At 73.3% G+C, this 12,796-nt stretch carries 11 protein-coding genes; 4 read left to right on the forward strand and 7 right to left on the reverse strand.

The annotated features are described in order from the left end of the window. Together ABZS40_RS06645 and ABZS40_RS06650 are read right to left on the reverse strand one after the other, a co-directional pair. Window positions 1-912, reverse strand: coding sequence for a L,D-transpeptidase (locus ABZS40_RS06645; protein ID WP_354942375.1), 912 nt, complete (start codon window positions 910-912; stop codon window positions 1-3). Window positions 913-987: 75 nt separating this feature from the next. Next, complete coding sequence (locus tag ABZS40_RS06650) at window positions 988-2,433, reverse strand: alpha-amylase family glycosyl hydrolase (protein WP_354942376.1); 1,446 nt, start codon at window positions 2,431-2,433, stop codon at window positions 988-990. A 278-nt stretch (window positions 2,434-2,711) separates the two neighbouring features. On the opposite strand from ABZS40_RS06650, the gene ABZS40_RS06655 reads away from it, so the two are divergent. Genes ABZS40_RS06655 through ABZS40_RS06670 form a run of 4 tightly spaced genes read left to right on the forward strand, consistent with a single transcriptional unit; the run spans window position 2,712 to window position 7,365 of the window. Beyond that, window positions 2,712-4,343, forward strand: a complete 1,632-nt coding sequence (locus ABZS40_RS06655; RefSeq protein WP_354942377.1) for a ferric reductase-like transmembrane domain-containing protein — start codon at window positions 2,712-2,714, stop codon at window positions 4,341-4,343. Then, window positions 4,340-5,806: an NADH-ubiquinone oxidoreductase-F iron-sulfur binding region domain-containing protein gene (locus ABZS40_RS06660; RefSeq protein ID WP_354942378.1), complete on the forward strand. Its 1,467-nt coding sequence runs from the start codon at window positions 4,340-4,342 to the stop codon at window positions 5,804-5,806. The genes ABZS40_RS06655 and ABZS40_RS06660 overlap by 4 nt, the downstream gene beginning before the upstream one ends. Before the next feature lie 51 nt (window positions 5,807-5,857). Continuing rightward, the gene (locus ABZS40_RS06665; protein ID WP_354942379.1) at window positions 5,858-6,475 is read left to right on the forward strand and encodes a redoxin family protein; all 618 of its coding nucleotides are present in this window, start codon (window positions 5,858-5,860) and stop codon (window positions 6,473-6,475) included. After that, entirely contained in the window at window positions 6,472-7,365 is an 894-nt protein-coding gene (locus tag ABZS40_RS06670; protein WP_354942380.1) for a cytochrome c biogenesis CcdA family protein, read from the forward strand. Before ABZS40_RS06665 ends, ABZS40_RS06670 begins: the two co-directional genes overlap by 4 nt. A 47-nt stretch (window positions 7,366-7,412) precedes the next feature. Here ABZS40_RS06670 and serS read toward each other — a convergent pair whose 3' ends face one another. The 5 genes from serS to ABZS40_RS06695 are packed head-to-tail and all read right to left on the reverse strand — an operon-like array spanning window position 7,413 to window position 12,732. Beyond that, the gene (gene serS, locus ABZS40_RS06675) at window positions 7,413-8,696 is read right to left on the reverse strand and encodes a serine--tRNA ligase (RefSeq protein WP_354942381.1); all 1,284 of its coding nucleotides are present in this window, start codon (window positions 8,694-8,696) and stop codon (window positions 7,413-7,415) included. A 41-nt stretch (window positions 8,697-8,737) separates the two neighbouring features. Then, entirely contained in the window at window positions 8,738-9,865 is a 1,128-nt protein-coding gene (locus tag ABZS40_RS06680; RefSeq protein WP_354942382.1) for a MerR family transcriptional regulator, read from the reverse strand. 25 nt (window positions 9,866-9,890) lie between these two features. Beyond that, a complete protein-coding gene (locus ABZS40_RS06685) occupies window positions 9,891-11,087 on the reverse strand; it encodes a saccharopine dehydrogenase NADP-binding domain-containing protein (protein ID WP_354942383.1) in 1,197 nt (398 codons plus the stop codon). Between the two features lie 50 nt (window positions 11,088-11,137). Next, window positions 11,138-12,286, reverse strand: coding sequence for an alcohol dehydrogenase catalytic domain-containing protein (locus ABZS40_RS06690; RefSeq protein ID WP_354942384.1), 1,149 nt, complete (start codon window positions 12,284-12,286; stop codon window positions 11,138-11,140). Next, window positions 12,283-12,732 (reverse strand): hypothetical protein, encoded by a 450-nt coding sequence (locus ABZS40_RS06695; protein WP_354942385.1) that lies wholly within the window; start codon window positions 12,730-12,732, stop codon window positions 12,283-12,285. Before ABZS40_RS06695 ends, ABZS40_RS06690 begins: the two co-directional genes overlap by 4 nt. Between the last annotated feature and the right edge of the window lie 64 nt (window positions 12,733-12,796).

Genomic DNA, 12,796 nt, shown 5'->3' on the forward strand with positions numbered 1-12,796 from the left:
TCAGGCGGTCGGCGGCGGGGCGGCCAGTTGGTCGACCACGACGACGCTGCTGCCGGGACGGACCTCGGCGAGCAGTTCCCGCTGGCCGCTGCGGGTCAGCCGGATACAGCCGTTCGTGGTGTTCTCGCCCAGCTCGCCGTCGTGGCTCCAGGTGTGCACCCCGATGTGCGCGCCGCGCAGCCCGGACGGCACCGACTCCGGGTCGTCGGGCACCGAACCGAGGGCGTAGATGTCCACCCCGCCGTAGACAGCCTCCGGCGGTGGGGTGCGGCCCAGGATGAAGGTCCGCCCCAGTGGTGTCTCCTGGCCGGACTGGCCGAGGCTGACCTCCCAGGAGCGCACCGCCTTGCCGGCCCGGTACCAGGTGAGCCGGTGGACCTTGCGTTCCACCACGATCTGGTCGCGCAGCGGCACCGTCTCGAACCCGCCGGGCGGCAGCCAGGCGAGTCGCCGGTTGGCCGAGGGGAGCAGGACGGCCGTCCAGCCGGCGCGCCGCTGGGTGATCGGCATGGTCAGCTCGACACCGCGGATGGTCGGTTCGAGGAAGGCGCGCGGCCGTCCGCCGGGCGCGTCGTACGCGGCGATCCGTCTGGTCGGGTGCACGCCGTCGGTCAGCGGTGTGACGTCCATGCTGTGGGGATCGGCGGGGAACCCTCCGGGCGCGGGGTCGTAGTCGACCACCGGCAACCCGTCCGGGGCGGGCGCGGCCGGGGGGATCGACTCCTCCGGGCTCTGGTCCACACTGCTCGGAGTCGGGTCGGCTGCCACCACGTTGCGGTCGTCGGGGGCCGTCGAGCTCGGGGTGAGGGCCTGGCCGACCAGCAGCGCGGTCACCAGCAGCGCGGGTACGCCGATGGCGGCGGCGATCCAGACGCCGCGACGACGGTACGGAGTCTTTCGGTCAAACGGCACGAAACCACTCTATGGTGGCGGATGCTCCGGGGCCCCCGGTTCGGCGAGACCCGCCGTCCGGGGGCCCCGGTCGAATCAGATTCGCGCGCCGATGTGGATGGCCACGGCGTCGTGCGCCGGCACGTTCACCGCGAACCAGCCACTACCGTCCACCGTGATCACCGGTCCGCTGCACGTGCCGCCCGCGTACGTGCCGTGGATGACGTCGCAGTATCGACCGGCGGGCAGCCCCGTGAAGTAGGAGCGGCCGTTCACCGCCGTGTCCTCGTCGTTGACGGTGATGAAGCCCTTGCCGCTGCGGCTGAACGCGATGTGGTTGTTGCCGTTGTCGTACCAGTTGGCCACGCCGGCGCCCTCGGTGGCGTTGCGGAAGCCGACCATGTTGGCGATCACCGGCCAGCGGTGTTCGCACTCCCAGCCGGAGTAGCAGGTGGCGTTGAGCGTCTTGTTGGCGCCGTCCGACGGTGGGCCGGCGTCCCGGTTGCTGAAGGTGTAGCTGGACATGACTGTCGGGGAGCCGTACGGCCAGGCCAGCATGAAGGCGCTCGCCAGCGCGTAGATGCCCCGGTCGCGGTAGGTCAGCACCCCACCGGAGTCGCGCTGGGTGTCGTGGTTGTCGACGAACACCGAGGCCGGGCCGGTGGGCAGGTGCCCCCAACCCTCGCCGAAGTTGCGCAGGTACGCCAGCCGCTCCGAGCGGAACACCCGGGCCAGGTCCTTGCCGTAGCGGAACTCGTGCACGTCACCGTTGCCGGTGTACTCGGTCGGCTGCACCGGCTCGCCGGCGCCGTGGATGACCTCCTGCACGATGTAGGCGGAGCGGGACAGCTTGCCCCTGATGGCGGCGATGTCGGCGGCCGGCATGTGCTTGCTGGCGTCCATCCGGAAGCCGTCGACGCCGAGCGAGAGCAGGTCGTTGAGGTAGGAGGCGATCTTCGTGCGGACGTAGTCCGACTCGGTCCTCAGGTCCGAGAGGTTGACCAGCTCGCAGTTCTGCACCTCGTACCTGTCGTTGTAGTTGGCGATGTCGTCGCCGCCGTTGCGGCCGCAGTGGTGGAAGTCCTGGGTCTGGTAGATGCCCGGGTAGTCGTAGTGCGAGTAGGACGAGCCGGCCCAGCCGGTCCCGCCGTTGTCCTGGCCGGACATGTGATTGATCACCGCGTCGACGATCACCTTGACCCCGGCGGCGTGGCAGGTGTTCACCATCGACTGGAACTGGGCCCGGGTGCCCTTGCGGGACTCGATCCGATAGCTGACCGGCTGGTACGCCAGCCACCACTGGTTGCCCCGCACGTGCTCCTGCGGGGGCGAGACCTGCACGTAGCCGTAGCCCTTGGGACCGAGGGTGCTCTGGCACTCGCTGGCCACCGAGGGCCAGTTCCACTCGAAGAGTTGGACGATGACCTTCTTGCCGCCGGACGGGGCGGCGACGGCCGGGGGTGCCGTCACGGCGGTGGGAACGAGCAGGCTGGCGATCAGGCCGAGGGCGAGGAGAGCCGGGCCGCGTCGACGTCGGTGCATGGGGACTCCTGACGGGGGCGGGAGCGGGGGTGGTGGTGCGGTGGGGGAGTACCGGCTTGCCGAAATCTTGCAAGCCGGGCTGAAATTTGCTGAAAGGTTACAAGCGTGTTGCGGCGAGTGTCAACGCATGGACATCCGTCGCTGTCCAGATCGGTGGGTGGGTGCGGGTGCAACGCACAACCGCGCCCCTCGGTTCGATGTCGGCCCAGAAATTTCCCTCGGCGGGTGATCCGCGCGCCCCGCCGGTCCGTACTGGATGGGGGAGCAGGGGTCGGCCGGTGGTGCGCCGCCGCGAGACGATCGAGGAGCAGATGGCCCGGGCACAGCAGGACAAGAAGGCGGCGACGGTCCGGACCAGCGCCAGCAGTCGGGGGGTGCGTACCCCGTCGCGGTCGGCGAGCGCCCTGCTGATCGCGTCGGCGCTCGCCGCGCTCTGGGCGGCGATCATGCTGACCGGCGTCGGCCAGACGGCGTACGCGTACGGCTTCTTCTTCACCGAGTTCTTCGCCGGGGTGATCTCCCTGGTGGCGTTGAGCCTCACAGTGATGCTCGGCCTGCTCGCCACCGACCGGCTGGTGCTGCGCATCCCGCACCGGGTGCTGATGCAGTCGGCGCACCGGGCCACCGGTGTGCTGGGCGTTGCCGGGCTCGGCTTCCACGTCCTCACCAAGATCGCCACCGGGCGGGCGGCGGCGACCGACGCGCTGGTGCCGTTCGTCGGCGGCCGGGGGCTCTACATCGGGCTCGGCACTGTGGCCGCGCTGCTGATGGTCAGCGTGATCTGGACCGGCATCATCCGCGCCCGCTTCGCCGACGTCGGTCCGAAGTGGCTGTGGCGCACGCTGCACTCCACCGCCTACCTGGCCTGGCCGTTCGCTGTCTTTCACGGCCTCAACGCCGGTCGGGCCTCAGCGCCCTGGGTGATGTTCAGCTACCTCGGCTGCATCCTGCTGGTGGTGCTGGCCCTGCTGGTCCGGTTCTCGGTCACCATCGGTCGGCGCAGCCGCGAGCAGCACCAGGCAGCGGTGCGCAACGCGGTGATGGTGGGCCGGGCCGAGGAGGCGAAGACCGCCCGATCGCTGCTGGCCGGGTTGGGTCGGCGCAGCAAGGCCGCCGACAAGCGTCCCGCCTGGGCGGAGACCACCACCGCCACCTGGGCCGCGCCGGCCGCGCGACGTGACCCCGAACGGTTCACCGTCCCGGTGGTGCCCGAGCCTGGTTCCCTCGTCGAGCCGACCCGGCCGAGCCGACGTCGACGGGAGGAGGAGCCGGCCGCCCGCCGCGACACCGAACGGTCCTCGCGCAGCCGGCGGGTGGAGGAGACCACTTCCAGCCGATCGGCCCGCCGCAGCGTGGAGGAGACCGGCACCCGCCTACGCGACGAGGAGGAGCTGGAGCCGGTGACCCGGCGGCGTGGCTCCCGTACCCGCGACGAGGCGGTGCCGACCGGTCGGCGTCGCGCCGACGAGCAGACCTCTGAGCGGTCCCGTCGCCGGTCCCGCAGCGAGGACGACGGCAGCCGTTACTCGGCGCCGCCGCAGCCGACCTTCGACGACGCCGAGGAGCCGTGGGACAGCCCACGCCGGTGGCAGGCCGACGACCCGATCTCCGTCGGGCCGATCTCGGCCGGCCCGGTCTCCAGCAGCCCGATCTCGTCGGCGCCGCGCAGCGGCAGCGGTCGACACAGCGTCGATGACGATCTGCCCGAGGAGCCGGACTACTGGCGCCCGCCGGCCCGGTACGTGCCGGACGAGGTGGCGCCGCCCGTCGACGACACCCCGACCCTTGTCGACCTGGCATCCCGGCGCGCCAAGCGGGCCGCCGGCGAGGGCAAGTCCAAGCGCCGCAAGGCCAGCGCCGACGCGGTGGACGGGGCTTACTGGGCCGGGCTGCGGGGTGAGGCGAAATGATGCGGACCGCCGTGCCACCCGTCGCCTGTGTGGGCGAACCCCGGCTCACCGCCGGTTTCGCCGAGTACGGCCGGCTCGACCTGCTCGCGCACGAGGAGGTGCACGGACCGATCGGCCCGATGGAGCCGGCGCAACTGCTCCAGCTCGCCGAGGGCATGCAGCTCAGGGGGAAGGGCGGGGCAGGGTTCCCGTTCGCCCGCAAACTGCGCGCGGTGCTGGAGTCCTGCGAGCGGCAGGACCTCGCCGCCGTGGTGGTGGTCAATGCCAGCGAGGGGGAACCGGCCAGCTGGAAGGACAAGGTGCTGCTGACCCGCGCCCCGCACCTGATCCTGGACGGCGCGGCGCTGGTCGCGTACGCGCTGGACGCCGACGAGATCGTGATCGGCGTGGCGGACGACGGGGTCGGCCGGGACTCGCTGATGGAGGCGCTCGACGAGCGTCGGATGCCGGTGCAGACGACGATCGTCACAGTGCCGCACCGGTTCATCTCCGGCGAGGGCGGCGCACTGGTCAACGGGATCAACGGGCTGCCGCACATCCCGCCGGGCACCAAGAAGCGCTCCAGCGACTCCGGGGTCAGCGGTCTACCCACCCTGCTGTCCAACGCCGAGACGTTCGCCCAGCTCGCCGTCGGCGCCCGACTGGGCCCGTACGAGTACGCGGCGCTCGGCACCGACGACGAGCCCGGCACCGTGCTGCTCACAGTGACCGGCGCGGCGGGCCGACCGGCGGTGGTGGAGTGCACCGCCGGTATGCCGCTGCGCGACGTCCTCGACCTGTGCGAGGTGCCGGCCACCCAGGGCATCCTGATGGGCGGCTACCACGGCAAGTGGATCACCCCGGAGGCGGCGGAGACCGCCGAGGTCTCCCGCAGGGGCCTGGCCGCTGTCGGCGGCACCCTCGGCGCGGGCATCATCATTCCGCTCGGTGTCGACACCTGCCCGCTCGGCGAGGCCGCCCAGGTGGTGCGCTACCTGGCCGGCGAGTCCGCCGGCCAGTGCGGGCCGTGCAAGATGGGCCTGCCGGACCTGGCCCGCGCGGTGGACCTGGCAGTGGCCGGCAGTCAACCGGCGGACGTGGTGCGCGCCGCCGCCGGCGAGGTGAGGGGCCGGGGCGCGTGCAGTCACCCCGACGGCACCGCCCGGTTCGCGCTCTCCGCGATCGAGGTCTTCACCGAGGACCTGCGGCTGCACAGCACCGGCGACGGCTGCGGCCGGCGGGTCAAGGGCGTGATGGGGCTGCCGGGCGCACCCGACGCGAACCCGCAGAAGCTCACCCTGGACTGGTCCCGCTGCGACGGGCACGGCCTCTGCGCGCACGTCGTACCGGACTTCATCCGGCTCGACGCGAACGGATTCCCCGCCTTCCCGGCCACCCCCGTGCCGACCTGGCTGCGCGAGGGCGCGCTGAAGGCGGTCAAGCTCTGCCCGGAGTTGGCTCTCCGACTCGCCAAGGCCGAGTAGCCAACCGTCAGGCCCAGCAGGGGTCCCTTCCGGACCGGAACGGAGAAGCGGATGCGGATCAGCAGGGCGTGGACAGCGGTCGGGCAGCTACGCCGTGCCGCCATCGCCGGGGCGCTCGTGGTGGCCCTGTTCGGCGTCGCCGCCTGTACCGGCACCGCGCCGGGTGGGCCCGCCGCCGCCGGATCGGCCCCGGCCTCGACCGGCGTCCCGCCCACGCCGACCGGCACGGCGACCGGCGGACCCCCCGCCGCCCCGGTGCAGGTCCCGGCCGTGCTGCGCTTCACCGGGACCACCCTCGGCGGGGCCGCGTTCGACGCGGCACAGCTCGCCGGCAAACCTGTGGTGCTGTGGTTCTGGGCGCCGTGGTGCGCCACCTGCGCCAGCCAGGCCTGGACGGTGGCCGAGATCGAACCCCGGTACCGGGACACCGTGCCGATCATCGGCGTCGCCGGGCTGGGCGAGCGCAAGGCCATCAAGGACTTCGTCACCGAGTTCGACCTCGGCGCGACGCGACAGATCGAGGACACCAAGGGCGCGCTCTGGAAGCGGTTCAAGGTGACCGAGCAGAGCATCTTCGTGATCATCGACCGGAACGGCGCTGTCGTCCACCAGGGCTTCCTGGACGGTGAGGCGCTCACCGCCAGGGTCGCCGCACTGGCCGGGGCGTGACCGCCACACTGCTGCTCGCGCTGACCGCCGGCATGCTCGGCGCGGTCAACCCGTGCGGCTTCGCGTTGCTGCCCGCGTACCTCTCGCTGTTGGTCGCCGGGACGTCGGACACCCGCGGCGCGGTCGGCCGCGCGCTCACCGCGGCGGCCGGGCTGACAGTGGGGTACGTGCTGGTGTTCGGCGCGTTCGGCCTGGCGCTCGCGCCGCTGGCCGGCTGGCTGCGGCCCCGGCTGCCGTGGCTGACCGTGGCGCTCGGCGTGCTGCTGGTCCTGGCCGGCTGCTGGTTGCTCGCCGGTCGGCGGCTGCCCGCCCCCGGCTGGTCCGCCCGGGCGCCCCGGCTGACCCGGTCCTGGCCGTCGATGGCGCTGTTCGGCGCGGCGTACGCGCTGGCGTCACTCGGCTGCGCCATCGCGCCGTTCCTGGCCATCGTCGTGACCAGCCTCCAGGCCGGCTCGACCGGTCAGGGATTGGCGCTGTTCGGCGCGTACGCCCTCGGGATGGGTCTGGTGGTGGCTGTCGCCGCGCTCGGGGTGGCGCTGCTGCGCGACGGCCTGGTGGCCCGGCTGCGCGTCGCCGGCGCGCTGGTGCCCCGCCTCAGTGGCCTGGTGCTGCTGCTCGCCGGCGGCTACGTCGCCTGGTACGGCTGGTACGAGCTGAGGCTGGCCGCCGGCCGCCGCGACGCGCTGCACGACCCGGTAATCCAAGCGGCGTCCCAGCTACAACACACAGTGGCCAACACCCTGGATGAAACCGGCCCAACCCTGCTCCTGGCCGCCCTGGCGGCCCTCCTGCTGCTAACTGCAGCCCGAGCCCGCCCCCGCCCCCACGCCCCACCCAACCCTGTTGATCATGAAGTTATTGCCGTGACACGCCGAGGCGAGAGGCAGTAACTTCATGATCAACATCGGGGAGGGCGGGGCCGGGGTCGTGGGTCGGGCTAGCGGGGGGTTAGGCGGTCCGTTCCTAGGCGGTCCTGGAGGACCTTGGGGACCAGGACGCTGCCGTCGGCCTGCTGGTACTGCTCCAGGATGGCCGGGAAGAGCCGGCTCGTCGCCAGCGCCGAGCCGTTGAGGGTGTGCACGAAGCGGGTCTGCTTGCCGCCCGGCTCGCGGTAACGGATGGCCGCCCGACGAGCCTGGTAGTCACCGGCCCAGGAGACCGACGACACCTCCTTGTACTTGCCCGTGCTCGGCATCCACACCTCGATGTCGAGGGTCTTCTTCATCGAGGCGCTGGCGTCACCGGCCGAGAGCAGGGTGCGCTGGTAGTGCAGACCCAGGCCCTCGACCAGGCTCTCGGCGTGGGCGAGCATTTCCTCCAGCGCCGCGTCGGCCTGTTCCGGCAGGGTGAACTGGAAGATCTCCACCTTGTTGAACTGGTGCCCCCGCACGGTGCCGCGCTCGTCCGAGTGCGAGCCGGCCGACTCCCGCCGGTAGCACGGGGTGTACGCGAACGCCTTCAGCGGCAGCTTCGGGGTCTCCAGGATCTCGTCCTGGTACGCGCCGAGGATCGCCGTCTCCGACGTGGGCAGCAGGAACTGGCCGCGCGGGGCGGACGCCGAGTCCAGGTGGTAGACGTCGTCGTAGAACTTGGGGAACTGCCCGGCGGCGAAGCCGGCCGAATCCAGCAGCAGGTGCGGCGGGAGCAGGAACTCGTAGCCGGCCTTGATGTGCTGGTCGACGAAGTAGTTGAGCAACGCCCACTCCAGTCGGGCCCCGACCCCTGTGTACATCCAGAAACCGGACCCGCCGAGCTTGACCCCGCGCTCGTAGTCGACCAGGCCCAACGCGCGGCTCAGCTCCACGTGGTCGCGGACCTTCTCGATCACCGGCGGCTCACCGAAGGTCTTCACCACCCGGTTGGCTTCCTTGCCGCCGGCCACGACGTCGTCGCTGGGCAGGTTGGGCAGCTCACTCATCGCGTCGCGCAGCCGGGCCTGCACCTCGTCCAGCTGGGACTCCAGGTCGGCGAGCTGCCTACGCTCCGCCTCCGGCGCGACGGCCTGTGGCTCCTCGCCGGCCCGCTTCGCCTGCGCGTACGCCCGGGCCTCGGCCTTGCGGCGCTGCCGCTCGGCGTCGATCTCCGTGATCAGGGCGCGACGTTCCTGGTCGAGCCGCTGGATCTCGTCCAGGGCACTGGTGACCTCGGCGGGATCCAGACGCTTCGCCAGCGCGGTCGCCACCGCCTCGCGATCCTTCCGGATCAACTCCATGTCGAGCATGCTGCTCCGTACGCCTCCGTCCGGGGTTCACTGGTGAACCATCAGATGCTACCGTCGCGGCCCTCTCGGCCCGGGACGGGGAGGTTCTCCAGCCGGATCGGCATGAGCACCGAGTAGGTGTCCGCGTCGTCCGGTCGGCGTACGGCCAGCGGGGCGATCGGCCCATCCAACTCCAGCACCAGCTGCGGCGCGCCGGCCGCGTTCAGCGCGTCCAGCAGGTAACCACCGTCCACCCCGACCCGCAGCGCGTCGGTGCCCAGGTCGGCGGCGGGAAGCAGCCGCAGCCCGCCCCGGTCGTCGACGCCGAGCACTGTGACCTCCCGGGTCGTGCCGTCGTGGTCGAGGGCGACGGTGGGGGCCGCCGGGTCGGCCAGCGCGGCGCGCAGCGCTGCCACGTCCACCGGGATCCGGCGCGCGGTCGGCCGCTCACCGACGGACTTGCGCAGCAGCCGGTGATAGTCCGGAAAGTCGTACGGCAGGGCGGTGCCGGTCAGCGTGCGGTCGGCCACCCGCACCCGCAGGTCCGCGCCCGCCACGGTCAGCCGTACCGGCCAGGTGTCGGCGGTGTCGAGCAGTGGCCGAAGCTGGTCGACGAGGGTCACCGGCAGGAACACCCGCACCGGCGGCCCGTCGACGTCGGCCGCGGCCCGAGCCAGCGCGAGCCGGTACCTGTCGGTGGCGACGAGCCGGACGCCGTCGGACTCCACGTCGAACAGCACTCCGGCGAGCATCGGCAGCTCCCTGTCGACGCCGACGGCGAAGCGCACCGCGTCGAGCGCGGCGGCCAGGGCGGCGGGGCCGGCCAGGAGCGTGGTGGCCGTCGGCGGGGCCGGGTCGACCAGGGCCCGGAGCCGGTCGACCTCGCGGCGGGCGTCGCTGAGCCCGTCGGCCAGCCGGCGCAGGTGCGCGTCGAGCAGTTGGTGCACCACTGCCGGTTCGGCGCGTACCGCCGCGGCGATCTCCGGCACCGGCATGCCGATCCGACGCAGCCCGGCCACCAGCCGGGCCGGGGCGATCTGCTCCGCGGCATACCAGCGGTAGCCGGTCACGGGGTCGACCACTGTCGGCTCCAGCACCCCCGCCGAGTCGTAGAAGCGCAGGGCGCTGACGGTCAGGCCGCTGGCCCGGGCCAGCTCGCCGATGCTGTGCAGGTCGCTCACGCCGGGCATCCTGCCCCCTCGACCCGGTCGAGGGTCAAGCCGAGGGCTCCCGCGTCTCCTGCTTGAGCACCCGGAAGGTGAGCCCGGCCCGGACGAGCCGGTCGAACAGCGCGTCACCCATCGCGGCGACCGGGGTGAGCTGCCCGGCGGTTGGCGGCAGCTCGTCGAGTGCCAGGCACAGCGCCGACTCGGCGAGCATCTTCGCCGTCTCGTCATAGCCGGGGTCACCACCGGCGACCTCGGTGACCACCCGCTGCCCACCGCCGGTGCCGACGAACCGGACCCGGAACCAGGACGACGCCCGCTGCTCCGCCGTGGGCCCCTGCCCGGATGCGAGCCGGCCGAGCAGCCAGCGTCGGCTGGGCGGCAGCTTCACCAGCCCGATCAGCGCGCCGAGCCCGGCCGCGCCGGCCAGCACTGTGGGCAGCCGCTTCACCGCGGCGAAGTGCCGGTAGCGGAAGTCCGGGCCGTACTCCGGGCGGGCCGCGGCCGAGCGGCGGACCACCTGCGGGTCGATGGTCGGCAGCGGCACGGTCCAGATGCCCAGCTCCGCCGAGCGGGCGAGCCGGCCGGGCACCGCCCGGACCCGCCGGTCGGTGGGGCGTGGCTCGACCGCCCGGCGATCCCGGGCGGCCCGGCTGGCCTGCCCGGTACGGGAGAACGCGGTGAGCGCCGAGTGGTAGGTGCCGGCGGAGAACCGGCCGCCGGCGCGCACGTACCCGTCCACGGTGATCGGGACGTCCGCGGGCAGCTGCTTGACGGTGAACCAGACGCCCAGGTCGTGCGGGATGGAGTCGAAGCCGCAGGCGTGCACCAGCCGTGCGCCGGTGCGTGTCGCCTCGGCGTGGTGACGCACGTACATGAGGTCGACGAACTCGGGCTCGCCGGTGATGTCCAGGTAGTCGGTGCCGGCCCGGGCGCAGGCCGCGACCAGCGGTTCCCCGTGGTGGACGTACGGGCCGACCGTGCTGGCCACCACCCGGGCGCTTCGCGCCACCGCCCGTAGGGAGTCGCCGTCGGTCACGTCGGCGGTGAGCAGCGGCAGGTCGGCCAGGCTCGGGTCGATGGCGGCGAGCCGGTCCCGTACGGCGGCGAGGCGCTGCGGGTTGCGCCCGGCCAACGCCCAGCGCAGCTCGGCCGGCGCGTGTCGGGCCAGGTATTCGGCGGTCAGGCCGCCGGTGAACCCGGTCGCTCCGAACAACACCACGTCGTACGTTCGCTCGCCAGTCATCCTCGGAGTCTGCCATTCGTGGTCGCCGATCAGCGATCACGAGGAGGCGGTCACGGCGTGAACACGGCGCGTACGCAGCCGTCGGCCCGGTCCCGGAACAGCGCGTACCCCTCGGGGCCCTGCGCCAACGGCAGCCGGTGGGTGGCCAGGTGTTCGGTCCGCAGCTCGTCGCGGGCCATCCGCTCCAGCAGCATCGGCACGTCCCGCAGATCCGGTCGACCGACGCCGCGCAGCGTGAGCCGCCGCTCGGTCAGCGCGCCCAGCGGGAACGCGTCGACGAACCCGCCCGCCGTGCCGAGCACCACCACCACGCCGCCCTTGCGACACACGTGCACGGCCTCCCGCAGCGCGTCCGGTCGGTCGGCGTGCTGGCCACCGAACCGGTCGGCCCTCGACCGGGCCGGTGGCGTGCCGACCGCCACCACGCACACGTCCGGCCCACGCCCCCCGCTGCGCTCGCGCAGCTCGGCCGCGACGTCGCTGCGGCGGTAGTCGAGCGGCTCGGCGCCGGAGTGCCGCTCGGCCATCCGCAACCGCTCCTCGTGCCGGTCCACGACCAGCACCCGGGCGGCGCCGCGCAGCACCGCCGCCCGGGCGGTCACCTGGCCCACCGCCCCGGCGCCCCAGATCGCCACCACGTCGCCGGAGCGCACCGCACCCAACTCGGCAGCGAGCCACCCGGTCGGCGCCACGTCGGCGGCGAACACCGCCCGGTCGTCGTCGACGGCGTCCGGCACCCGGAAGGCGCTCACGTCGCCGTACGGCACCCGCACGTACTCGGCGTGGCCGCCCGCGAAGCCGCCCGCCGCCCGGGGCCGGCCGAAGCAGCCGGCGTCGGAGCGGGCCCAGTCGGGGTCGGCGCTGGGCAGGTCGGCACGGGCGTTGTCGCAGCAGGAGTGCAGGCCCTGGCGGCAGTACCAGCAGCCGCCGCAGGCCACGCTCGCGCCGACGACCACCCGATCGCCGGCGCGGTGTCGGCGGACCCCGGGGCCGACCTCGACCACGTCACCCAGGAACTCCGCGCCGAGCACGTCGCCGGGCCGCAGCAGCGGGTGGCGGCCGGCCAGCAGCGGCAGGTCACCTCCGCAGGTGGCGCTGCGCCGGACCCGGACGATGACGTCACGCTCGTTGCGCAGCTCCGGGTCGGGCACCTCGCGTACCGCCAGCTCGTCGGCGGCCACCCAGCACAGCGCCCTCACCCGTGGACCTCGGGGCGGTCCAGCGCGGAGCGGTCCGCGCGGAGCACCTCACCGGCCTCCACCCATTGCTTGATCTGGCGCAGGGTCCGGCGCACGAGCAGACCCGGGTCGTCGCCGACCAGGTGGGCGGCCAGCCCGGTCGGCGGGGTGACGCCGGCCAGTGGCCGGGCGGCCAGCTCGGTGCCCCGGTCGCCGGGCGCCGGGCGTACCCGCACCTCGACCGCCCCCTCCAGGCGGCGCAGTGGCTCCGGCCAGCGGCCGTCCGGAAGCACCTGCTCCGGCGGTCGGTCGACGGTCACCACCTCCCACCGGGCCGACGCGTCGGCGTCGCCGTCCGCGCCGGGCCGGCCACCCCGATGGGGTACGCGCAGCAGCCGCGCCGCCCCGGCCAGCGCCGCGCCGCCGAGGGCGGGTCCCGCCCGCGCCAGCCGTCCCATCGGTACCACCCGTCCTCGGAGTTCACGTCCCCCGATCGTCGGTCGCGCCCGGGTGAAGCGCGCTCGCCCGGAA

Origin of the sequence: Micromonospora sp. NPDC005324 (assembly GCF_040607155.1) — a bacterium.
GTDB classification, from domain to species: Bacteria; Actinomycetota; Actinomycetes; order Mycobacteriales; family Micromonosporaceae; genus Micromonospora; species Micromonospora trifolii.

What these genes read in the sequence shown, in the direction of transcription:
- ABZS40_RS06650 (WP_354942376.1), bottom strand. Translation starts at nt 2,433, where the DNA reads ATGCACCGACGTCGACGCGGCCCGGCTCTCCTCGCCCTCGGCCTGATC.
- ABZS40_RS06665 (WP_354942379.1), top strand. Translation starts at nt 5,858, where the DNA reads ATGCGGATCAGCAGGGCGTGGACAGCGGTCGGGCAGCTACGCCGTGCC.
- ABZS40_RS06680 (WP_354942382.1), bottom strand. Translation starts at nt 9,865, where the DNA reads ATGCCCGGCGTGAGCGACCTGCACAGCATCGGCGAGCTGGCCCGGGCC.
- serS (WP_354942381.1), bottom strand. Translation starts at nt 8,696, where the DNA reads ATGCTCGACATGGAGTTGATCCGGAAGGATCGCGAGGCGGTGGCGACC.
- ABZS40_RS06685 (WP_354942383.1), bottom strand. Translation starts at nt 11,087, where the DNA reads ATGACTGGCGAGCGAACGTACGACGTGGTGTTGTTCGGAGCGACCGGG.
- ABZS40_RS06660 (WP_354942378.1), top strand. Translation starts at nt 4,340, where the DNA reads ATGATGCGGACCGCCGTGCCACCCGTCGCCTGTGTGGGCGAACCCCGG.